Origin of the sequence: Paenibacillus hebaui (assembly GCF_051934385.1) — a bacterium.
Taxonomy (GTDB): domain Bacteria; phylum Bacillota; class Bacilli; order Paenibacillales; family Paenibacillaceae; genus Paenibacillus.
In genome coordinates this window covers 3,968,882-3,991,749 of sequence record NZ_CP196836.1, presented here as the reverse complement: position 1 = coordinate 3,991,749, position 22,868 = coordinate 3,968,882, and the positions used below count along the sequence as shown (strand labels likewise).

At 47.2% G+C, this 22,868-nt stretch carries 18 protein-coding genes; 13 read left to right on the top strand and 5 right to left on the bottom strand.

The annotated features are described in order from the left end of the window. Positions 1-277: 277 nt before the first annotated feature. The gene (locus ACR32F_RS17575; RefSeq protein WP_440109167.1) at positions 278-1,594 is read left to right on the top strand and encodes a hemolysin family protein; all 1,317 of its coding nucleotides are present in this window, start codon (positions 278-280) and stop codon (positions 1,592-1,594) included. Positions 1,595-1,697: 103 nt separating this feature from the next. Here ACR32F_RS17575 and ACR32F_RS17570 read toward each other — a convergent pair whose 3' ends face one another. After that, on the bottom strand, positions 1,698-1,970 hold the full coding sequence (locus ACR32F_RS17570) for a hypothetical protein (RefSeq protein ID WP_440109165.1): 273 nt from the start codon (positions 1,968-1,970) through the stop codon (positions 1,698-1,700). Positions 1,971-2,049: 79 nt separating this feature from the next. Between ACR32F_RS17570 and ACR32F_RS17565 the strand changes: the two genes are divergently transcribed. Next, complete coding sequence (locus tag ACR32F_RS17565) at positions 2,050-2,541, top strand: hypothetical protein (RefSeq protein WP_440109163.1); 492 nt, start codon at positions 2,050-2,052, stop codon at positions 2,539-2,541. A gap of 1 nt (position 2,542) precedes the next feature. On the opposite strand, the gene ACR32F_RS17560 is transcribed toward ACR32F_RS17565, so the two are convergent. From ACR32F_RS17560 to ACR32F_RS17545, 4 genes are all read right to left on the bottom strand, one after another. Further along, a complete protein-coding gene (locus ACR32F_RS17560; RefSeq protein WP_440109161.1) occupies positions 2,543-3,502 on the bottom strand; it encodes a hypothetical protein in 960 nt (319 codons plus the stop codon). Beyond that, positions 3,480-4,070, bottom strand: coding sequence for an RNA polymerase sigma factor (locus tag ACR32F_RS17555; protein ID WP_440109159.1), 591 nt, complete (start codon positions 4,068-4,070; stop codon positions 3,480-3,482). The genes ACR32F_RS17560 and ACR32F_RS17555 overlap by 23 nt, the downstream gene beginning before the upstream one ends. A 242-nt stretch (positions 4,071-4,312) precedes the next feature. Continuing rightward, entirely contained in the window at positions 4,313-5,545 is a 1,233-nt protein-coding gene (locus tag ACR32F_RS17550) for an aminopeptidase (protein WP_440109157.1), read from the bottom strand. Between the two features lie 79 nt (positions 5,546-5,624). Further along, the gene (locus ACR32F_RS17545) at positions 5,625-6,857 is read right to left on the bottom strand and encodes an aminopeptidase (RefSeq protein WP_440109155.1); all 1,233 of its coding nucleotides are present in this window, start codon (positions 6,855-6,857) and stop codon (positions 5,625-5,627) included. A 214-nt stretch (positions 6,858-7,071) separates the two neighbouring features. Between ACR32F_RS17545 and ACR32F_RS17540 the strand changes: the two genes are divergently transcribed. The 11 genes from ACR32F_RS17540 to ggt all read left to right on the top strand — a co-directional run bounded on the left by ACR32F_RS17540 (position 7,072) and on the right by ggt (position 22,857). Next, on the top strand, positions 7,072-7,338 hold the full coding sequence (locus tag ACR32F_RS17540) for a hypothetical protein (RefSeq protein WP_440109153.1): 267 nt from the start codon (positions 7,072-7,074) through the stop codon (positions 7,336-7,338). Positions 7,339-7,523: 185 nt separating this feature from the next. Continuing rightward, positions 7,524-8,333: an MBL fold metallo-hydrolase gene (locus ACR32F_RS17535; RefSeq protein WP_440109151.1), complete on the top strand. Its 810-nt coding sequence runs from the start codon at positions 7,524-7,526 to the stop codon at positions 8,331-8,333. A 211-nt stretch (positions 8,334-8,544) separates the two neighbouring features. Further along, positions 8,545-9,555: an aldose 1-epimerase gene (locus tag ACR32F_RS17530; RefSeq protein WP_440109149.1), complete on the top strand. Its 1,011-nt coding sequence runs from the start codon at positions 8,545-8,547 to the stop codon at positions 9,553-9,555. 164 nt (positions 9,556-9,719) lie between these two features. Beyond that, entirely contained in the window at positions 9,720-11,108 is a 1,389-nt protein-coding gene (gene fumC, locus ACR32F_RS17525; protein WP_440109147.1) for a class II fumarate hydratase, read from the top strand. A gap of 307 nt (positions 11,109-11,415) precedes the next feature. Next, complete coding sequence (locus tag ACR32F_RS17520) at positions 11,416-14,160, top strand: CHASE3 domain-containing protein (RefSeq protein ID WP_440109145.1); 2,745 nt, start codon at positions 11,416-11,418, stop codon at positions 14,158-14,160. Between the two features lie 277 nt (positions 14,161-14,437). Beyond that, the gene (locus tag ACR32F_RS17515) at positions 14,438-16,060 is read left to right on the top strand and encodes a PucR family transcriptional regulator (protein WP_440109143.1); all 1,623 of its coding nucleotides are present in this window, start codon (positions 14,438-14,440) and stop codon (positions 16,058-16,060) included. A gap of 316 nt (positions 16,061-16,376) precedes the next feature. Continuing rightward, complete coding sequence (uraD, locus tag ACR32F_RS17510) at positions 16,377-17,273, top strand: 2-oxo-4-hydroxy-4-carboxy-5-ureidoimidazoline decarboxylase (protein ID WP_440109141.1); 897 nt, start codon at positions 16,377-16,379, stop codon at positions 17,271-17,273. Between the two features lie 42 nt (positions 17,274-17,315). Next, on the top strand, positions 17,316-18,722 hold the full coding sequence (allB, locus tag ACR32F_RS17505; RefSeq protein WP_440109139.1) for an allantoinase AllB: 1,407 nt from the start codon (positions 17,316-17,318) through the stop codon (positions 18,720-18,722). Then, positions 18,719-20,020 carry a Zn-dependent hydrolase gene (locus tag ACR32F_RS17500; protein ID WP_440109137.1) on the top strand — a complete coding sequence of 434 codons (1,302 nt, stop codon included), beginning with the start codon at positions 18,719-18,721 and terminating at the stop codon, positions 20,018-20,020. Before allB ends, ACR32F_RS17500 begins: the two co-directional genes overlap by 4 nt. A 6-nt stretch (positions 20,021-20,026) precedes the next feature. Continuing rightward, the gene (locus tag ACR32F_RS17495) at positions 20,027-21,268 is read left to right on the top strand and encodes a pyridoxal-phosphate-dependent aminotransferase family protein (protein ID WP_440109135.1); all 1,242 of its coding nucleotides are present in this window, start codon (positions 20,027-20,029) and stop codon (positions 21,266-21,268) included. Beyond that, on the top strand, positions 21,262-22,857 hold the full coding sequence (gene ggt / locus ACR32F_RS17490; RefSeq protein ID WP_440109133.1) for a gamma-glutamyltransferase: 1,596 nt from the start codon (positions 21,262-21,264) through the stop codon (positions 22,855-22,857). The genes ACR32F_RS17495 and ggt overlap by 7 nt, the downstream gene beginning before the upstream one ends. The last annotated feature ends 11 nt before the right edge of the window (positions 22,858-22,868 follow it).

Genomic DNA, 22,868 nt, shown 5'->3' with positions numbered 1-22,868 from the left:
TATATTTGTTAGTAAAACGTAAAAAAACAGCGTATTCGGTACATTTGTTAAAGTATAAGCCCGTTTGCACCATTTCGTTGTCATAGGACACGGATTGACTGTGTAGTGTAGAATTATATAATAAAAGAAGCATATCCTTGTTATTCGATAGAACAAAGGTGGAGGTGGAAGCATTGGGAAATTGAAACTGCATATGAGCGGCAGAATGGCAAATATCCTACATTTTCGAAGGAGGTGGACCTATTTGCCGAAGAATGACGGCGAATAGGATGAAAATTTGAGTGACCCCTTACCGAGTATTTTAAATTTATTTATAATTGTTTTGCTCGTACTGATGAATGGTTTCTTCGTCTCGGCAGAATTCGCGATGGTCAAAGTTCGTGGGAGTCGGATTGAAGCGTTAGTAGAAATGGGCAACAAAAATGCGATCTATGCATCCAATATTGTTAACAATCTGGATGCTTATTTATCAGCTTGCCAATTGGGCATCACATTGGCTTCACTGGGACTCGGGTGGCTGGGAGAACCAGCGATTGCTCACCTTTTAGAGCCTATGTTTACCGCATTTGGACTGGGACCGGTATACGTACATGGGATCTCCATTGCGATTGCTTTTGTAATTATTACGATTTTGCATATTGTACTCGGGGAACTTGCTCCCAAGACGATGGCCATCCGCAAATCAGAGAAAGTTACGTTGTGGTCTGCGGCACTGCTTACGTTTTTTTACAAAATAATGTATCCCTTTATATGGGCGCTGAATGGAATGGCAAACGGCTTGTTGAGACTGTTTGGAATGGCACCAGCTTCGGAGATGGACTCTGCGCATAGTGAAGATGAAATACGTATTCTGATGAAAGAAAGCAATAAGAGCGGTTTAATTGACAATACTGAATTGGCGCTTGTTGATAATATATTTGATTTTACGGATACAACCGCCCGTGAAATTATGATTCCGCGGACGGAAATGATCTGTCTGAATGCCAATCAGTCGATGCTGGAGAATCTGGAAATTGCCAGTGAGAGCATGCGAACCCGTTATCCGGTATATAACGGTGACAAGGATCATATTATTGGCTTTATTCACATTAAGGATCTGATGCGATCCCAACTTACGGATACCATCTCCGTAATCCGGCCCATCCTGGCTGTGCCAGATACAACGCTGATCAGCGATTTGCTCAAGCGTATGCAGCGTAGCAAGACACAGATTGCTATTCTGATTGATGAATACGGAGGAACCTCCGGGCTTGTCACGCTTGAGGATATTATGGAAGAGATCGTGGGCGAGATTCAGGATGAATTCGATCACGAGCGTCCTGTGATTGAGAAAGTGGATGAGATGGAATACTCCATTGACGGCCTGATGCTGATTGAAGAGGTTAGTGAGCGCTTTGGACTGGAGATGGACCGAGCCGATTATGATACGATTGGTGGCTGGCTGTACTCCAGAGTGGATGCCATCCCCCCTGAGGTTGGTCAATCCGTAGAGTATGGAGGCTATGTTTTCGTTATTCAGGAGACAGAGCATAAGCGGATTTCCCGTGTGAATGTCATTAAGCTGGAACTGTTGGTTGAAGAGGAAGGTGCCTGATATGGGCCAGATATTGTGCTTGCAACATAACAGGTAAACAGGTACAAACGTATGGAGCTGTGTCGTGATCTTTGATCACTGCACAGCTTCTTTGTATTGTTGATCATTCCGCAGGCGCGTGAATAATGAGATCGGCATAGCGATCCTCTGTTACCGGGCTGCTCGATATGAATACGTTTAAGAGAAGTGCTTCCCGGGCTGTGGACAAGAGATATATCAAGGTCCCGACGATAAGCATGCCAATCAGGATCAGAAGAATACGTTTGAACGAGCCAGAGACTTCGATGTTTAATTCATTGGGATTCGAGCTGTGGCGGATGCTTGCTTTGGCGTACCCAAAAGAAAGACGCTGCCGACGTGAAAGTCGGAGCGTCAATTTTTTTGAAACCTGTCACCCAATCCATCCGTTTAATACTTTACACAAAAACAAATATGGATGTGGAGGATGAATATATATGTGGAAAATGAGTATAGCGAGTATGCTCAAAGTCACACTTGTTGCTGCATTATCGTTACCAATGATCCTGGCCATACCACCCGCCAGGGTCGCAATCGCTAGTCCAAGCATCACGTCCGGTGCCCTTACTCCACCACCACCGCCATCAGAACCAAGTATTCACGCGATGGCTACTTTGAAATATATCTTTCAGGCCGTTGGAACGATCACACCTGGAGGTGGGCTTACAGCAAATGTAAATACAATGACAACAACCTTCTCGGAAGTGAAATCACTCCAAGTCGAGTATCGGCTTGAGCGCTGGACAGGATCGGAATGGGTATTCTATCGATCCAATGCCAAAAAGAAAACTCAAGCGCAATCCCTCAATGCCCAGTCCAGTTGGACGGTTATATCGGGGTATTATTATCGAGTCGTAAGTCTTCACACGGCTAATGACGGGACCCAACAGGAAACGACAACACATACGTCAACCACGATATTATTCTAATTCATCGCTTGGTGCTGCCCGGAAATTTCTGTTCCAGCAGATCATTGGCGATAGCTATCATTTCTTCTTCGGTGAGCGTGCCGAAGAGGCTCATATTAACGGATCCCATCATCCATTGAAAGGTGTTATAGGGAGGCCCAACCGACATGAAGGCATCACTTCCATCGTCCAGCTTGACGATGCTGGTTTCTCGGAGCAAGGAGCCTTCCAGTATCTGACCAGGGTATACATAGGCATAATCGAACTGAATAATTTCTTTCTCTTTGCCCTTAAGCAAACTGAGGTAGCGAACCCTCATACGTTGCGATTCATAATAATCATCAGGGTTGATCGGATTATTGACATCCAGCATCAATTCGTATGTGATGTCTGTGAAGCGCTCGGGTATGGCTTTCGATAGGATAAAGTCACCTATAAACCCTGAGCGCGCCGTTTCTTTACTTACCACTACAGGCTCCAACAAGTGAGACTCTAATGGGGGCTGGTAAACATCTGCAGTTTCATAATCAAAGAACAGGGGGGGCTGACTAATCCCATTTTCAGGCGGGGGAGCCGTCTTGGCTGTGGATGGATCAGCACCCATTGGTTTGGCTGTACGGTCCTGAATCACAAATGTTTTTACGCCATTGCCCCAATCCTTAATCGACTGTACAAAGGGTGAGACAGCTTGCGTCCCGGTTGGCAGACTGAAGATCACTGCGCCGATCGTTACGGAAGCCGCTACGATGATAGACAAGCGCAAGGTTCGTACTCTTTTCTTGCGTGCACCAAGCTTTGTGATTTCCTTTTGTACATTGAGCCAGGATTGCCGCATATTTTCTGTATTGGTCACAGGAGGGGGGGCAGAGACGGCCTGATCAAAAGCTCCATCAAATGCCAGATCAAATGCAGCATCGAAAAAGTCGTCTTCCAGCTCTGCATTCAATTGATACGTGTGCTTATCGGACTTGCCTGTGCTCAATGCTCCCACCCCATTCCTTATGTAATTGTTTCTTGATACTGCCACGGGCTCTAAACAGACGTTGCTTCACAATTTCTTCCGATGTATCGAGCAGGTCAGCCATTTCTCGGTAGGAAAGACCTTCTTTCCAGCGTAACTCTACGAGCACCCGATATTCCGGCTTGAGCTTTTCAAGATAGAATTCAATCGATTCCTGCATCATTTGAGTCTCCACCGTGCTTTCCACGGAAGCTGCCGTCTGATTCATGGTCTCCATATCTATAAAAACACTATCCGTATCCAGTTGGTTACGGTTATTTTTATTTTTTCTCAGATAATTAATGGCAGTGTTGCGTGTTACGACCTTAAGCCATGCTTTTAGCTTGACTTCATTCTCAAAAAGGGGTTTGTTTTTGATAATTTTAATAAAAGCTTCCTGGATGATATCTTCTGCAGCAGCACGTTCTTTGATGATGTAAACGATGAGACCATGTACCATATTATAGTATTCATAGTACACTTCTTCCTGGAGTGCAGGGCCCAAATTATGGAAATCTGAGGCTAATAGTAATTGGAGCCGGTTGGCCATGATGTTCTCCTTTCTGGTGAACAATCCACAAACATTGTTATCATTTCATTTTACAACATTATATGGAAGCCTTACAATGGGGGGGGAGTCTGACAACACAATCAGATGTAGGAGTATGTAAAGGATGAAGCCATGTACCTGGCATACAAATAAGCTGTCCTGTAACCATGAGATAATGGTTACAGGACAGCTTATTAATTATTAAAAGATAATATAGAGAATAAAATAAGAGGCGTCTATATTTAGAATGCCCAGTCTCCGTTTAGGAAGATCTCTTCACGTTCCCCATTGGCCGTAATGCCGTAAATGTTCGTTTCCCGGGAACCCATCATGAAGTCCACGTGTGTGATGCTAGAGTTCATGTCGCGAGCTGCAAGTTCTTCGGAAGACATCGTTTTACCGCCCTCGATATTAAAAGCATAAGAGCTGCCGATAGCCAGGTGGCACGAAGCATTCTCATCATACAGTGTTGTGTAATACAGGATGCCGCTCTCCGAGATAGGAGAATGGAAGGGCACCAAAGCGACCTCACCGAGGTAATGTGATCCTTCATCCATGTTAATAAGTCTCTCCAGCGTATCTTGTCCTTCTTCGGCATGGAAGTCCACGATTCGTCCGTTCTCAAACGTGAGTGAAAAACGATCAATGATACTTCCACCATAACTGAATGGTTTGGTACTCGAGACCTTACCGTTGACTCCGTGTTTGGCAGGAGCAGTAAATACTTCCTCTGTCGGAATATTGGCGACAAACGGTGTACCTTGCTCATTAATACTTCCAGCCTGAGCCCAAATATGACCTTCAGGGAGCTCAACCGTTAGATCGGTGCCTGGGGAGACAAAGTGCAGGGCCTTATACTTTTTGCTGTTCAACGCGACGGCCTTATGCTCCAACCGTTCAATATGCTGCTCCCAAGACTTTATAGGATCTTCCAGATCCGCTCTTACGGCGGCGAAAATGGCTTCCCAAAGCTGTTTCATCTGCTCGGCAGCAGGAAGGTCAGGGAATACTTTGGCTGCCCAATCTGGCGAAGGATAGGCCACGCCTGTCCAGCTCATTTTATCGGCTTGCTGATACTGACGGTACTTGGACATCGCCTGACCGTATGTACGCTGATGGGTAGAGATCCGCTCGGAGTCAATGCCTTTCAGCAGGTCCGGGCTGGATGACAGTACAGTCAGGAAAGCAGCATTGTTTGCTGCCAGTTCCTCAAGTTCGGCGGCATGCCACTTTGGAGGCTCCTGGAAGGAGTCCTCGGGAGCCATTTCAAACCGCAGGCGGTTTACGGTTTCATCTCCGTATTTGACGATAACTTTCTTGGCTCCAGCTTCGTAGCCTTTGCGCACCAGCAGACGCACGAATTCGGCTGTATCGATCATGGCGCTGATCACAAATATTTGTCCCGGCTGAACGTTGGCGCCTACTTTCACAGCAAGCTCAGCGTAGCGATCCAGTTTTTGTTCAAAACTTAACATAGGTTACCCTCCATAAAATAATTGCCTGCTGACGCAGGAAAAGAGAGGAGTGGCCTCCTCTCTCATTTAACCGTTATGATTAATATGCCCAGTTGCCTTGCAGGAAGATGGGCTCTTCGTTACCCTCTGAAGTGACACCGTGAATATTCATTTCTGCCGATCCAATCATGAAATCCACATGCGTGAGACTGGAGTTCATACCATGATCAATCAGTTCCTGTTTGGACATCTTTTTGCCGCCTTCAATACAGAATGCGTAAGCATTTCCAATCGCAAGGTGGTTGGATGCATTTTCATCAAACAGGGTGTTGAAGAACAAAATATTCGTATCGGAAATCGGTGATTGATGTGGAACGAGGGCCACTTCACCCAGATAATGTGATCCTTCATCCATCTCAATCAGATTTTTCAGTGCATCGAGTCCTTGTTCAGCAGTGTAATCCACGATTCGACCATTCTCGAAAGTAAGGGAGAATCCGTCGATCAGGTTGCCGCCATAGCTCAGTGGCTTGGTGCTGCGTACAGTACCATTTACTCCAGTTTTCAGTGGAGCGGTGAATACTTCTTCCGTAGGCATATTGGCAACAAAAACATGTCCCTGCTCATTGACGCTGCCACCGGATACCCACAAATGTCCCTCAGGGAGCTCAATGGTTAGGTCTGTCCCAGGGCCAGTATAGTGAAGCTTCTTGTATTTTTTCGTGTTGAGCAGATCAGCGCGGGTGTCGAGATTCAGCAAATGTGTTTTCCATTCGGCAACCGCATCCTGCTCGCCAATTCGCACGGTTTTGAAGATGACATCCCACAACCGATCAACTTGTTGTGTTTCAGGGAGATCAGGGAACACTTTGGCTGCCCATTCAGGGGAAGGTACGGCCACAATGGACCAGCTGAATTTATCAGCCATCTGATAGGAGCGATATTTCTCCATCGCTTTGCCACGGACTTTCTGGCTGGTCACGATACGTTCCTGCGGCACACCGGTGAGCAGATCCGGGTTTTCGGCAATAACATGAAGGATAGCCGCACCTTCTTCCACCAGTTCAGTCATTTCAGCTGCGAACCATTTCGGTTCAATGGAGAAAGCCTCATCTGGTGCGAGATCATAGTGAAGACGCGTAACGGTTTCATCGCTCCAGTTTACTTTGACGAGTTTGGCACCTGTGCCATAGGCTGCTTTGACGATCAGACGTACAAAATGTGCAGCTGAGATGGGTGCGTTAACAACGAGAGTCTGTCCGGGGTGAACATTGACACCGACTTTGACAGCCAGTTCGGCATATTGCTGTAAATTAAGTTCAAAATTATTCATGCTATTTTTTCCTCCAGTTTGGTATAATGTCGTAGCTGTTTGTTATTATTGTCCTCATTACATGTATGTAAGGAGTCAAAATGGTTCCTTCATTGAATAAGGTATACGTTGCTACGATATATATTGTACAATTAACCAATAATAATTACCAAACCAGGTTTACCATAAATTGTGGAGAACCGTTACAGATGAGAGATTAAAGGAGAGAACGACTGTGAATATTGAGATTATCCGAACTGAGATGCGTCGTGAAGGCGAGAAGAGTTTTGTAGGAAATACGGTATTTCGTGTTGAAGGCGAAAAATCCGTTTATGAGATTACGTTTATGAGCAAGAACGGCAAGGATTGGGATTACAGCCTGCATTTCACCGAACAATCCGGTGATGAAGAGGAATTAATGCGTATGGACGAGCTGCTCGAAAATGATGACGATATGTATAATCAGTTGCTTGATGCAGCTCTGGATGCTTTTCCAGCGTAACGAATGCGAGGTTATTGTTCTATTATGTAATACAGCTGACTATACTAGACGGTGTATGCCTGAAACAGGGTGTACATCGTCTGTTTTTTTATTGGAAATAAGGAATAGATGTTCCAGAAAAGGGAAGTCTAGAACAGATGAATGAAACCAGAGAGACAATCCGCCTGAATGGGAGGTAACCGTGAATGGCATCTGACAATCTGATTACAGCAGGAATGACGGGACTTGAAGAAGTCGCGCACGATATCCTCAGTCTGCGTACACTATTCGTTAATGTTGTGTTCATCGGTGAGCCGGGAAGCAGGAACTGGGTACTCGTGGACACCGGAGTGGCGAGGTTCACTGATCATATCGTTCATGTGGCAGCAGAGCGTTTCCCAGGACCGCCGTCTGCAATTATTTTGACTCATGGTCATTTTGATCATGTAGGAACCGTCATTGAACTGGAACAATTCTGGGGTGTACCTGTGTATGCTCACCCGCTGGAACTGCCTTATTTGACGGGATTGAAGGATTACCCTCCTGCGGACCCAACCGTAGGTGGCGGTTTGATGGCACGGCTGTCCTTCACTTATCCGAATGAAGCCATTAATCTGGATGATCGGATTTTCAGTCTGCCGAATGATCATTCGATTCCCGGAGTTACTGGCTGGAAATGGGTGCACACTCCTGGTCACACTCCGGGACATGTGTCACTATTTCGGGAAGAGGATCGCTTCCTGATCGCGGGAGACGCGATTGTCTCTGTGAAACAGGAATCGCTCTGGAGTGTGCTGCTTCAGGACAAACAGTTGCATGGACCACCGTCATATTTCACGACAGATTGGCAAGCAGCCCATCGATCGGTTCAAGATATTCGACGTTTGGAGCCGGCAATTGCCGTTACGGGGCATGGGCACGCTTTAACCGGAGATATGCTGAAGGATTCGCTAGAGCTGCTGGATCTGGATTTTGAGCAGACAGCTGTGCCGGATCATGGGAAATATGTGGATTAATGGAGCGGATTACATGATTGCTGTTCCAAGGGATCATGAATGATTCTATATAACATCAGTGCCGTTCAGAGACAGCCGCGTAGCTTCGTAGCTGTCTTTTTTGTCATTCCCTGATGAATTTGTTCTCTATCACAGATTGGTATTTTGTGCCCTGACATGATATAGTCGAGCCGTATAATATAACCTTAGTATGCAGGAGGTACATATATCAATGACTCATCAAAATGCAGCGTTCGAAGAACAATTTGGAGGTATACCCGCCGTCTGGCTTCGCTTTAATCAATTCGAAGCGGCCGTCATTCCGAGCGTGGGTGCCAATCTGGTTGCTTTCCGTGATACAGAGCAGGGATTCCGTTATTTGCGAGAGCCGAACCCGGATCAAATGGATGATTTTATGGCAGCACCTGCTGTATATGGGGTTCCAATTCTTTCACCACCTAACCGTTATGAGGATGGTCGCTTTCCTTGGAATGGCGAAGTCTACCAACTGCCTGTGAATGAACCGGCTACAGGCAACCATTTGCATGGATTTTTACATGATGCTAAATGGAAGGTAGAAGGGTATGGATCTGACCAGCTGGAGAGTTATGTACTGCTAAGTCAAGAAGTGAAAGAAGGTCATGTGTTCCACAAATACTTGCCATTCACCTTCACCGTCACGCTACGTTATTCTCTAAGCAGTCAAGGACTTCGGCAGCAATTGAATGTTCGAAATAACGGGAAGGAACGTATGCCGAATCTGTTCGCCTTCCATACGGCAATTAATGTTCCTTTTGTGCCGGGCAGCCAAGTTTCGGATTACACTGTAAAAATTACGATTGGTCAGCGTCGTGAATTAAATGAACGTTCTTTGCCTACGGGACAATTTCAACCGCTTACACCCGATGAAGAAAAAATGAAGGGTGATGGAGTAAGTCCGTTCTTTGCGGCTATGGACAATCATTATACTGCGGAACCACAGAATGGTCGTAACTATATGGAACTTACGAATAACCCTACAGGAGAAAAGCTGGTTTATGATGTGGGCACATCGTACAAGCACTGGATGATCTGGAACAACAATATGGAAGGCGGATTTTTCTGCCCTGAACCACAGATGAATCTGGTGAATGCTCCGAATGTGCAGGGATTACCAGCGGAAGAAATCGGATTGATCGGCCTTGAGCCGGGAGAAATATTTGAACAGGTGAGTCGCCTGTATCCGATTCGTTCACAAAACTAAACATTCTAACGTTTTGCTATGCGCTTACAATTTTGTCGAAAAGGTGAAAACCTGCTCTTAAATCATGTATAATATGACGAGATACACAAGCTTTGCTCATAAAAGAAAAGAATGTATATGTATTTTCTAGAGACCCAACCATCTTTTTGGAGGAGGAGAAGCAAGTGGAATACCGCATTGAGAGAGATACGTTAGGTGAAATGAAAGTACCAGCCGACAGGCTGTGGGGAGCTCAGACGCAGCGCAGCAAGGAGAACTTTCCGATTGGCCGTGAACATATGCCGATGGAAGTTGTACGTGCCCTTGCCATTTTGAAAAAAAGCGCTGCTGCCAGCAACCATAAATTGGGTAAATTATCTGCTGCCAAGTCCGATGCCATTGCTTATGCAGCTGATGAGATTATTGCAGGCCGAATTGACGATCATTTCCCACTCGTCGTATGGCAGACAGGTAGCGGAACACAGTCGAACATGAACGTAAACGAGGTCATTGCCAATCTGGGTAACCAGTTGCTTGAACAGAAAGACAAGGAAGAGCGTCTTCACCCGAATGATGATGTGAACATGTCCCAGAGCTCCAACGATACATTTCCAACCGCTCTGCATGTGGCAGGTGTACTTGCGGTTGAAGATCAGCTCTTGCCTGCGATTGCGGTACTGAAAGCCACCTTTGCTGACAAATCCGCAGCGTTCAAGGACATTATTAAGATTGGTCGTACCCATCTTCAGGATGCAACTCCAATCACGTTGGGACAGGAAATTAGTGGCTGGGAAGCCATGCTTGATAAGAGCGAGCGCATGATTCGAGACAGTGTTCAATATATGAAGGAACTTGCAATTGGCGGCACGGCTGTAGGAACCGGAATTAATGCACACCCGGACTTTGGTGATTATACAGCCAAGGAAATTGGCAAACATACGGGTAAGGATTTTGTATCGGCTCCAAACAAATTCCACGCTCTCACGAGTCACGATGAAGTGGTATACGCACATGGTGCGGTTAAAGCGCTTGCAGCTGACTTGATGAAAATCGCCAATGATGTACGCTGGCTCGCGAGCGGTCCACGTAGTGGTCTGGGCGAGATTCGTATTCCCGAAAATGAACCAGGCAGCTCTATTATGCCGGGTAAAGTCAATCCTACTCAGAGCGAAGCCATGACCATGGTGGTTACGCAAGTCATGGGGAATGATGCTGCGATTGGTTTTGCTGCAAGCCAGGGCAATTTCGAGCTGAATGTATTTAAACCGGTTATTATCTATAATTTCCTGCAATCCGTTCAGTTGCTTGCTGATTCTATCATAGCCTTCAACGATAAGTGTGCGGTGGGTATTGAACCTAATCTCAGTCAGATTAAACACAATCTGAATAATTCACTTATGCTGGTTACTGCACTCAATCCGCACATCGGTTATGAGAATGCAGCCAAAATTGCCAAGCTCGCGCATAAGGAAGGATTATCTCTGAAGGAAGCAACACTGCAGACCGGCCTGCTTACGGAAGAGCAATTCGATCAGTATGTTGATCCTGCCAAGATGATTGCGCCTAAGGCCTAATTTCATCTTCATTGGGCATATCGCACTACTTAAGAAGAAACGACCTGTGTATGCAGGTCGTTTTTTTTGAGTGGGCAGATGATCATATCAACATTTTTCATAAATTCAGGGGCGTCTTTTAATCTACAAAATACAGAGATCGAAGGGCATTTATTCATTGATAACTATCACCCGGGAGCATTCGGATTCGGATTAAGAAAAATGCTGAACTAAAGCTTGTCAGACTATACGCATACATATAAAATACAGATGCAACTATTTTATTTATACGATCAGGGAATTGTTTATTTCATTGGAGGTTTCCGTGTTGTTTAAAAAGAGAAGATTTACGATACGCTCCAAAATTCTTTTGGGTTATCTTGTCGTTTTGCTCTTATTTGGTGTGGTTTTACTGGTTCTATCGGCCCAAATTAATGTATTACAAAAAGAAAATGATTTTATCAGCCACCATGATCTGGAAGTGCACAACTTGACTAACGCGATTGAAAAAAATGTGTTGAACATGGAAACAGGACAGCGAGGATTCATGATTACAGGCAATGAAAGCTACCTGGAGCCTTATATTCAAGGTCTCTCCCAGTGGAAGTCCAACTACGACCAGTTGAATGCACTAATTAGTGATAATCCGTCACAGCAGCAGAGTCTGCAAAACATCAAAACACACATTACACGCTGGGTTGAAATCGCGGGTGTACCTTCGGTGGAATTGAAAAAACAAGGCGATCAAGCGAGTGTTGTTGCGTTTTTCCAATCAGATCCGGGAAAAAATGAAATAGATTTGGTGAGATCTCAGCTGGCAGATTTCCGCAATACAGAGGTCGCTCTGACCGAAACGCGGGTTAACGAGCTTGCTGTACGCAGTTCGGCATTGATTACTGTGATGTATACGTTGTGGGGGATTATTGCTGCATTGTCTATTGCCGCAGCCATCATTATTTCCGGAAATATTGTCAAAACGCTGCGTGAAGTCATGCAGACGATTAGCGATATTTCCAAAGGTGGCAACCTGACACAGCGGATTCATGTGCGAACACATGATGAAGTGGGGGATTTGGGCCAAGAGACCAATAAGTTGCTCGACACGGTTCAGGAACAGAATCGATTGAAGGGCCAAATCACCGATATTGCCACTTTGCTGCAGAATCCGACCAATCTTGAAGGGTTGTCACGCTTGTTCCTGAACCAGATTGCAATTCTGCTTGAAATTCCTTATGGCGTTTTATATTACATGAAAGATAATCGGTTGGTTCGTGTTGCTGCATATGCAGCAGATGGAGAGAAGGAACGTTCGCTCGGGAAAGTGTCACTTGCACCAGGTGAAGGACTGGTCGGTCAGAGTGCAATGGAGAAACGGATGTTGCAGATGAACGACTTACCTCAAAATTATATTCGGATCTCCTCTGGACTCGGATACGCGTCGGCAGCATCAATCACGGTTGCACCCGTCGTATTCGAAAGCAAAACCATTGCTGTAATTGAACTGGCTTCCATGAAGCAGCTCCCATCCAAAGACACGAAATTGCTGACTGAGCTGATCGAAATTTTCAGTGTCTCACTTCACTCGACAGCTACACGCATGGAATTGCAGGAGTTATATAATCAATCTCAGGTACTGAATGAAGAATTGCAGGCACAGTCAGAGAAACTTCAGGTTCAAACCGAAGAGATGGTGTCCCAGACGGAAGAGTTGCATATGCAAACGGAAGAACTTCATATGCTTAATGAGCGTCTGGAACAACAGAGAAATGCCGCTGAGACCTCTGCCAGCGAACTTGCAGAGGTAGCGGATCAGTTACGGACAAGCTCGGGATACAAGTCCGAGTTTCTGGCAAATATGTCGCATGAACTGCGTACTCCGCTGAACAGTATGCTGATTCTGTCTGAGATTTTGGCTGAGAACAAACATCAGCACCTAAACAGTGAAGAACAGAAATATGCTTCAGTGATCCATGCCTCAGGCAAGGATCTGTTGAACCTGATTAACGACATTCTCGATCTCTCCAAAGTGGAAGCCGGGGAGATGGAAGTGAATTGTGATGATGTCTATCTGGAGAGCCTGCCCGAAGCGATGAATCAGTATTTTCTGAAAACGGCTGAGCAAAAAGCAATCGATTTCCGTATTCAGCTGCAAAGTCCTTTGCCGAAAACGATTGTTTCAGACGAGATGCGATTACATCAGATTCTAAGGAATCTGCTCTCAAACGCATTCAAGTTCACCCATGAAGGAGTAGTTGCTTTAACCATCTCCAGGATGAGTTTGCCTCATCCTGAAAAACCGGGGGCAGAGACGGACGTCATTGCATTCGCGGTTAGTGATACCGGTATCGGCATTGCAGACAACAAACTACTGCAGATCTTTGATGCATTCAAACAGGCAGATGGGGCTACCGCACGTAAATACGGCGGCACTGGACTTGGATTGTCGATTTCTCAATCGCTTGCGAATCTGTTGGGTGGTTCAATCTCGGCAACAAGCCGTGAGGGACAAGGAAGTGTCTTCACCCTTTTCCTCCCGCTGAGAAGAGAAGAGCCTGAAGTGATAAACTCCTCTAGATTGTTCCAGAATGAGGTCGCCGTTACTTCGCCTGAAATAACAAGTACCTCAGGCTTGAATGTTACAAATGTGGAGATGTTGTTGACACCGCTGGAAGAGTCTTTACTGAATGGGCGCCAAGTTCTCGTTGTGGATGATGATATCCGCAATGTATACGCATTGGCTAATGCACTTGAGCAATATGGCATGCATGTGATCACCGCTCAAACCGGATATGAATGTCTGGAGATGCTGGAGAGCGAGGAAGCAAAGCCGGATATTATCATGATGGATATCATGATGCCTGAGCTGGATGGATATGAGACCACTCGCCAGATCCGTGAGAGATTAAATCTCAAAGAGCTTCCCATTATTGCACTGACTGCCAAAGCCATGAAAGAAGATCGCGACAAATGTATCGTGTCAGGAGCATCGGACTATATCAGCAAACCGCTGAATATCAAAGAGGTATTGTCCCGGATGAAACTACATCTGAGTCATGAAACATTGGGAATATGATATCTTGCTTCGTGAATACACCACCATGAACCCAAGAAACCATCATGAACCCAGAATTGAAACCTATGCCAGTTGCGGAATTTTTGCTGCAATTGTGTCATAGGTTTTTTTATTTTTGTTGATGTAAGCTTTTGAAAAAGAAATGATGTTATAATACTTAACAACATTCAGGGTTTTTCGTAAAGATATGGATGAAATCAATGGTTTTATACAAGTGCATGTCTTATACAGACAATGTAAACCGCATTTTGTGTTATATATATGGGAGGTAGTGTCCATGCAACTTACGGTAAAAGAGGCTTTACAGGTATACCCATTGTCTGAGGCTAGACTGGTTGCAGGTGGTGAAGGGACTTCACGGATGATGAAATCCGTGAACGTCATGGACGCTCCTGATATTGCAGATTGGATCAAATCTGGAGAACTGCTATTCACAACTGCATTTATTATGAAAGACAATGAAACGGATGCACTTCGTTTGATGCGCCGCTTGAATGAACGTGGTTGTGCGGGACTGGGCATCAAGTTGGGCCGCTTCTGGCAGTCCATCCCTCAAGGAATCATTGAAGAAGCAGATCGGTTGCGGCTACCCTTGCTTGAGCTTCCTTTCCAGTTTACCTTTTCCGATCAGATGAATGCATTGTTCAAGGCTGAACACGAACGCAGCAATCGTTTGCTGCATGAGGTTGTGCAAAAACAGAAGAAATTGATGCAGTTTGCACTGCATCAGCAACAGCACCGCAATGTATTTGCGGAACTTGCAATCGTATTGAATTACCCGCTTGCTGTGATTGGTTCTCGTGGGCATGTACTCTATGGTAGCGAAGGCATTAACGGAGATGCTGTAGTGCAGGGCTGGCCTTGGAAATCAGTCATGCACCGTGTGAAATGGAATCAGGGCAGCTGTCATCGTGTTCCTATCAAGCAAAATGATGAAGAATATGGCTCGTTGCTTGTTTTTACAGAATCGGCTTTGTCACTAAGAGCAGAGGAAGAATTGTTTCAGCAGGCTGCGGATGTTCTTGCGTTCTATATGGATATGACGTATCGAGAGCACATCAATCCAACGGTTCAAGATGAGATGCGTACCCTCCTCGCACAGTACTTGGATCATAAAATGACTGTGGAGGAACTGATCGATCGGAGTGAAAATAAAGGGATTCACCTGTTCCAGGGAACCTATCAATGTGTGATGATTACATTGGAGCCGTCTGCCTTTGCAGAAGGGAAATTGCTAAAACAGATTCACCGCGAGTTGCAATATAATCCGCTTATGCAATTCACAGCCTCGCAACATTTTCAGATCGAAGATGGCATCCTGTCTATCTATACCTGTCCAACGGGAAGGGATTATGGAGAGGAGTTGTCGGGTTTTCTGCTGAATCGGTTCGGTGATGTGCTCGCCGCACAGGAAGCTAAGGGCGCACCCGCACCGCGGTTCTGGATTAGCAAGATGAAACATGAGCCAAAGTCGTTACGGGAGGCATATCAGGAATGTCTGGATACACGTCAACTGGCCCGACAATTCGGGGTGAAGGATCGTGCCCTTCAGTTCGAAATGCTCGAATTTGCTTACGTGTTCCAACATGTTCCTGATCATATCATGGAGAATTACTGTAACAAAGTGCTGGAGCCTTTGCTGGCAAGAGATGGTGATCCCAGTCAGGTACTGATGAACACTTTGGAATCCTTCATAGAGAATGATGGGCTCATCAACGAGGCTGCCAAGCAGCTGTTTGTACACCGGAACACCGTCACGTATCGTATGGAGAAAATCGGAAGCCTGCTGCAAATGGATTTTAAGAAGACCAATGATTTGCTAAAATTAAAACTGGTGTTCACCTTCCGCAAGTTTGTGCGAGACAAAACAGTGGCAAAACCTCAAGGACAGCGTTACTAACCTGAGGCTGGAGGCGGCAAGGTCGCTTTTTTATAAACCGTTAAAGAATATTTACACTAGCCATAACTGTCACCTGAACATGTGTTGTGCATCATAACCATACATTGCGCTGATCAACAAAAACCGTATTTCCTCTAAGGAATTGCGGTTTTTTTTGATGTTTTATTACATCTTGTGGATCAAATCCCGTGCATTGCTAACAAATCATATCACTGATGTTATGTTATATCACAAATTTGCGTAAATATCGTTGCCGCAGTATAGATCGACACTTAAAATGAAGAACAACAATCTACAGAAGACCGGAGGTTCTAACATGAGCGACTTCATTAAACTTGTGAACAACTGGTCTACTACGCAGTTCGTGCATACGTTTGGCGGATTATTCGAGGAATCACCATGGGTAGCCGAGCGTTCCTGTCTTTTCCGGCCGTTTGAGTCATTTGAACAGATGATGAATGTGATGAAAAATGTAGTTCAGCTAACGGATGACAAGGTGAAGCTGCAACTGCTTCGCAACCATCCGGATCTCGGGGCACGGATCAGCATGAGTAGCAACTCTGTGCAAGAACAAGCTGGCGCTGGACTCGATGCACTCTCGCCAGAGTTATACAACGAACTCAATACAATAAACAAGGAATATACGAGCCAATTCGGTTTTCCTTTTATATTGGCAGTGAAAGGGCACACAACCCAGTCCATCCTGGAATCGATGCGGATGCGCAATCGGGGAGGCAGGGAAGAAGAATTCCAGACTGCCCTTAATGAAGTATTCAAGATTGCTTCCATTCGATTGGAACAGTGGCTGGTGCAGAGTGGTCATGAAGGCGGTTTGACGGCGATGGCGGGAGGACGAATTACCACGCATGTACTGGATACATCGAAAGGGGTTCCAGCCGCGGGAGTTCGGATTGAACTCTATCTTCTTAACAAGGACGGAGAGCAGGATAGTAAGGTAAAGGTTGCCGAATCCGTGACGAATACGGATGGGCGTCTGGATGCCCCGTTGCTGGACAGCGGAAAGCTTGAGCAGGCCGTTTACGAGCTTCAATTCCATGTCGAGGGTTATTACGCACAACGATCTCTTGAAGAATTGGGGCAGGCGTTGTGGACGGTTGTGCCGATTCGTTTTGCCGTATCCGACGCTTCAAGCCATTATCACATTCCTTTATTAATTGCTCCAGGAGGTTACAGTACATACCGGGGAAGCTGAACATGCACGAATCCGGTTCTGATGCAGGGGAGGGTCATCCATATGACAAGATTTGATACGATCATCCGGGGGGCCCGGGTAGTGTTGAGAGATCGTGTGGCGGAACTTGATATTGGTATTACAGGTGAAAAAATAACCGCTTTGTCTACTCATCTGGTAGAGGATGAAACGACAGAAGTGATAGAAGCAGCAGGGCTTACCGTGATGCCGGGAGTGGTGGACATTCATGTTCATTTCAATGAGCCCGGACTCGCACGCTGGGAGGGATTCCAGTCGGGATCGTCATCACTGGCTGCTGGAGGAATTACGACCTATGTCGATATGCCGCTTAACGGCGTTCCTCCAACGACAAGACCGGATGCATGGGATCTAAAAATGAAAGCGGCAGAAGGTCAATCTTATGTCGATTATGCATTTTGGGGAGGGCTTGTCCCTGGCAATCAGGCTGAGCTTGCGCCGTTAGCCAATTTGGGTGCTGCCGGATTCAAGGCATTTATGTCCGAACCGGGCGGAGAAGGGGAAGATATTTTCGCCAGAGCAGATGACAATACACTTCTGGATGGCATGTACGAGATTGCCAAGCTAAACCGTGTACTGGCACTTCACGCAGAAGACGAGGCACTGGTTGCTGAACTTGCTGCCAAAGCTATAGCCGAGGGAAGAACAGGGCCTATGGATTATGTGAAGTCACGTCCAGCAGAAGCTGAAGTAACGGCCGTTGCCCAGGCGCTTCACTATGGGAAGCAGACGGGATGTGCGCTTCATTTTGTTCATATCAGCACAAGGGAAGCACTCGATCTGATCGCAGAGGCGAAAGGTCGTGGGCAGGATGTAACCTCGGAAACCTGTCCTCATTATCTAACGCTGACAGATGAGGATGTTGTTCGTCTAGGGGCTGTCGCCAAATGCGCGCCACCACTGCGTAACTCTGCTGAGCAAGAGAAGTTATGGGAAGCGCTGACGTCAGGATTAATTGATGTTATCGCTTCCGACCATTCGCCCTGTCCGCCCTCGATGAAACAATCCGATCATTTCTTCGAAATCTGGGGTGGGATTTCAGGAGCACAAAGTACACTCTTGATCATGCTGGAAGAGGGGCATATCCAACGCGAAGTATCCCTTCCGTTGCTGGGAAGAGTTCTGGCTCTGCAACCTGCGAAGCGGCTTGGGTTGGAGAGCAAAGGAGAGATCGCCATCGGCAAGGATGCAGATCTGGTGTTGATTGATTGGGAGAAGAGTACAACCTTGAGCATGGAGGACCTGCTTTACACGCATAAACAGAGTCCCTATGTGGGACGGACGTTTGGATGTAGCATCAAGGAGGTATTGTGTCGGGGCGGACGCGTATACAGCAGGGAAGCGGGATTAACTCCTAAACCTGGAGGGAAATTTATTGCTTCCAGCGTATCTCTTCCCGTTGCGATAGATGGAACGGAGGGAACAACATGACAGAGTTTGGAATACACATGCCATCCGGGATGGAAGATTCGATTATTCCTTTGCCCCAGTTGGAGCAGGTGGAGCTTCTAGGCATGCTCGACTGGCTATCTGCATATGGAAGAGATGCTCAGGGAGGCGTGACACGTCTACTGTATGACCAAGCATGGTGCGAGGCGCAGCATGCACTCGCTGCCAAAATGCAGGAGAACGGGCTGGCTCCAGAATTCGACCAGTCGGGTAATTTGTATGGCACGTTGAAGGCCGCGGATTCGGCAGCAGGCATTGAAGCACTGCCGATTGTAACCGGGTCTCATATTGATTCTGTTGTGTATGGCGGAAAGTATGATGGCGCCTATGGGGTAGTTGCTGGAGTGCTCGCTCTGGCATATTTGCAAAAGCATTTCGGGGCGCCGAAGCGTACGCTCCAAGTGGTGTCGCTCAGCGAAGAAGAAGGCAGTCGATTTCCCTTTGCATATTGGGGATCACGGAGTATAACTGGCGTAACTGGGCTGGAAGAAGTTCAGTACTTGAAGGATCAAGATGGAATTACCTTTGCGCAGGCAATCCATGAGGCAGGTTTCGGCCCAGATAGCTCCTACAGAACGGCCTCACAAACGTACGGGGCCTTTATCGAACTTCATATCGAGCAGGGCCAGGTGCTTGAACGGCTCGGCCACTCGATAGGTATTGTTTCGGATATTGTAGGACAGAAACGATTCAGCATTTCCGTAAGTGGCGAAGCGAATCATGCGGGGACTACGCCGATGTCCTGGCGCAAGGATGCACTTGCAGGTGCAGCCGAGATGATTACAGCCGTAAGAAGCATCGCGTTGGAAGCAGGTGAACCGCTCGTAGCCACTGTCGGACGGTTAACGGCAGATCCGGGTGTTGGGAACGTTGTCGCATCACAAGCTGTATTCTCGCTGGATATCCGGCACATCCGGCAGGAAAGCATTGAACGCTGCTGGCAGGATATGCTTCAGGCTTTTAGTCGTATTGCAGCCGAGCAGCAACTCGGACTGAATTGGGAAGAACATCTATCCGTTACACCCACTCCGATGAATGAACAGATCATATCAGATATTCAATACATCTGTGAACGAGAACAATTATCCTATTGGTCTATGTCCAGTGGGGCAGGACATGATTCGCAGATTTTTCAGCCGGTTTGTCCAACGGCCATGATCTTTGTGCCAAGTCAGAAAGGGATTAGCCATAATCCTCTTGAATATACCGCTGAGGAGGACCTGATACGAGGTTTCCGGGTTCTGGTTCAGCTACTCTATAAATACGGTTACGGGAGTTGAGTGAAGATGTCCAACTATAAAGAATTGTCCCCGTCCCTGCGGACGATCATGACACCGGGGCCCGTTGAAGTCGACCCCAGAGTTCTGAGGGCATTATCCTTCCCCATACTGGGCCAGTTTGATCCGGAGTTCACTTCCCTTATGAATGAAACGATGGTGATGCTGCGTGAACTATACATGACGGATAATGAGTGGTGTTATCCAATTGATGGCACCTCCCGCTCAGGAATCGAAGCAGTGTTGGTTAGTCTGATCCAGCCGGGTGACAAGGTACTCGTTCCGATATACGGACGATTTGGACATTTGCTGGTGGAAATATCGGAGCGTTGTGGTGCCGAGGTTGTCTTTTTTGAAACCAAATGGGGAACGGTATTTGATCCGGAAGAGGTGATCAAGGCCATTCATGCGCATAAGCCGAGTCTGGTCGCGATGGTCCATGGTGAGACATCAACAGGGCAAATGCAGCCTCTCACCGAGATTGGCAAAGCCTGCCGTGAACTGGATATTTTACTCGTCGTTGATGCGGTCGCTACGATTGGCGGTACGCCTGTCGAGACAGATGCTTGGCACTTGGATGCAGTGATGGGTGGAACACAGAAGTGTTTATCCGTTCCATCCGGGATGGCGCCGCTGACGTACAACAGCCGTGTGGAGAAGAAACTGATGAGCCGCAAAACGGTTGAACGTGGACTTCGGGATGCCACAAGCGCTCGGGCTGAAGGTCGTACCATTGCAAGTAATTATTTTGACCTGAGCCAGTTGCAGGATTACTGGAGTTCAGCGCGGTTGAACCACCACACGGAAGCCACCTCCATGCTCTATGGTCTCTACGAGGGGCTTCGTATTCTGCTCCAGGAAGGGCTGGACGCCCGTTTCCAGAGACATCGGGTGAACGAGCGTGCGTTGGTGGCTGGAATTCAGGGTATGGGACTCCAACTGTATGGAGATATGTCCAGCAAACTTCCGGTAGTGACTTGTATCGAAATTCCGGAAGGCATAGACGGTGAATCGGTGCGAAATATGCTACTGGATGTTTTCAGTATTGAGATTGCCAGCTCGTTCGGACCCTTGAAGGGCAAAATTTGGCGTATTGGTACGATGGGATTCAGCTGTCAGCGCAAAAATGTACTGCATGTACTCGGTGCCCTGGAAGCCGTACTGTTGCGTCATCGCTACACATTGCCGGCAGGTGAAGCAGTACAAGCGGCGCTGGACGTCTATGCAGGAAAGGAGGAAGCCTTATGCTGAACCAGATGCCGATATCCAGGGAAGTGATGGTCACCTCCCCGCATTACCTAGCGAGTGCTGTTGGAAGCTCGATTCTCCAGCAGGGAGGCAACGCCTATGATGCGGCTGTTGCGATTAGTGCTGCACTCGGTGTAGTGTACCCCCACATGACGGGTCTTGGTGGCGATGCCTTTTTCCTCATCTACGATGGAGCCAGCGGAGACATTACCGCCTATAACGGAAGTGGTCGTTCAGCTGCGGGAATTCATGCCGATACATTCAAAGCGATGGGCATGAGTACCATTCCACAGCGGGGTGTGCTGAGTGCCATTACCGTTCCGGGAATGGTAGATGCGTGGTGGGAGGTCTGGTCCAGCTATGGCAGGTTGACGTGGGAACAGTTGCTTGAACCGGCAGCACAGTATGCGGAAAAGGGATGCCCTGTATCCCGTAACCTGCGCCTGTGGCTGGAACGGGATGAAGATTTCATTATGGGGCATACACCGCTGCGAGCGGTATTTGCCCCTTTTGGTACACTTTTGCAGGAAGGTGAGCTGCTGTTACAGCCTGAACTCGCCGCCTCCATTCGTCTGATCCAGACGGGGGGGCGGGATGTTTTTTATACAGGAGAACTGGCGGATCGCCTAACTTCGGCTATTCGAGAGGACGGGGGCATGCTTGCACCAATGGACTTTGCGGGTCACAAGGGGGAATGGGTGAAGCCGGTTAGCACCGACTACCGTGGTTATCAAGTTCACCAGATGCCGCCTAATTCGCAAGGGTTCTCAATGCTGATGATGTTAAATATGCTGGAGCATGTTGATCTGTCCTCCGTTGCACGTACGTCACCCGAGTTCTATCATCTGATGGCTGAGGTGGTGAAAAAGGCTTTTCGTGATCGTGACCGCTATCTCACAGACCCGGATTTCAGGGATATTCCTCTGGACCAGCTGTTATCCAAGTTTTACGGAGATGAATTGTGGAATGAGATCCAATCGGCCCCACCTGTTGCTCAGCCTTTTCTATCCAAAACGATGGGTCAGGATACAGCCTATGCTGCGGTTGTGGACAATGAAGGAAATGCCGTATCGTTCATTCAAAGTCTATACTTTGATTTTGGGGCAGCCTACGTGCCCGGGGATACGGGTGTGATTATGCAGAACCGGGGGTCCTTTTTCTCACTAGATCCGAAGGATGCCAATGTACTGGAGCCGAATAAACGCTCTTTTCACACACTTATGCCAGGCCTCGTCACACGTAATGGAAAACCTTATATGCTCGTAGGTACGCAAGGAGGAGAGGGGCAGCCTCAGACACAGTTATCGGTTCTGACAGGTGTTCTGGACTACGGTCTGAACATACAGGAAGCGATCAGCCTGCCACGTTGGGTGTACGGGCGTACCTGGGGAGAAGAGGGTGACACGATGCGAGTAGAGAACCGCTACCATGACGACGTATGTGAAACACTTGCCCAATGGGGGCATAACGTCGAAGCCAGAGCGCCGTGGGACGGGATTATGGGACAGTCGCAAGGCATTGTTATCCGTGAAGATGGCATGATCAGCGGTGCAGCAGATCCCAGAGGTGATGGCATGGCTATCGGATGGTAGCGTTCCTGACG

Excerpts from the sequence above, each read along its gene's own strand:
- ACR32F_RS17515 (WP_440109143.1), top strand. The coding sequence starts at position 14,438 with ATGCAACTTACGGTAAAAGAGGCTTTACAGGTATACCCATTGTCTGAG.
- ACR32F_RS17535 (WP_440109151.1), top strand. The coding sequence starts at position 7,524 with ATGGCATCTGACAATCTGATTACAGCAGGAATGACGGGACTTGAAGAA.
- ACR32F_RS17495 (WP_440109135.1), top strand. The coding sequence starts at position 20,027 with ATGTCCAACTATAAAGAATTGTCCCCGTCCCTGCGGACGATCATGACA.
- ACR32F_RS17565 (WP_440109163.1), top strand. The coding sequence starts at position 2,050 with ATGTGGAAAATGAGTATAGCGAGTATGCTCAAAGTCACACTTGTTGCT.
- ACR32F_RS17500 (WP_440109137.1), top strand. The coding sequence starts at position 18,719 with ATGACAGAGTTTGGAATACACATGCCATCCGGGATGGAAGATTCGATT.
- ACR32F_RS17555 (WP_440109159.1), bottom strand. The coding sequence starts at position 4,070 with ATGGCCAACCGGCTCCAATTACTATTAGCCTCAGATTTCCATAATTTG.
- ACR32F_RS17545 (WP_440109155.1), bottom strand. The coding sequence starts at position 6,857 with ATGAATAATTTTGAACTTAATTTACAGCAATATGCCGAACTGGCTGTC.
- ACR32F_RS17550 (WP_440109157.1), bottom strand. The coding sequence starts at position 5,545 with ATGTTAAGTTTTGAACAAAAACTGGATCGCTACGCTGAGCTTGCTGTG.
- allB (WP_440109139.1), top strand. The coding sequence starts at position 17,316 with ATGACAAGATTTGATACGATCATCCGGGGGGCCCGGGTAGTGTTGAGA.
- ACR32F_RS17530 (WP_440109149.1), top strand. The coding sequence starts at position 8,545 with ATGACTCATCAAAATGCAGCGTTCGAAGAACAATTTGGAGGTATACCC.
- uraD (WP_440109141.1), top strand. The coding sequence starts at position 16,377 with ATGAGCGACTTCATTAAACTTGTGAACAACTGGTCTACTACGCAGTTC.
- ggt (WP_440109133.1), top strand. The coding sequence starts at position 21,262 with ATGCTGAACCAGATGCCGATATCCAGGGAAGTGATGGTCACCTCCCCG.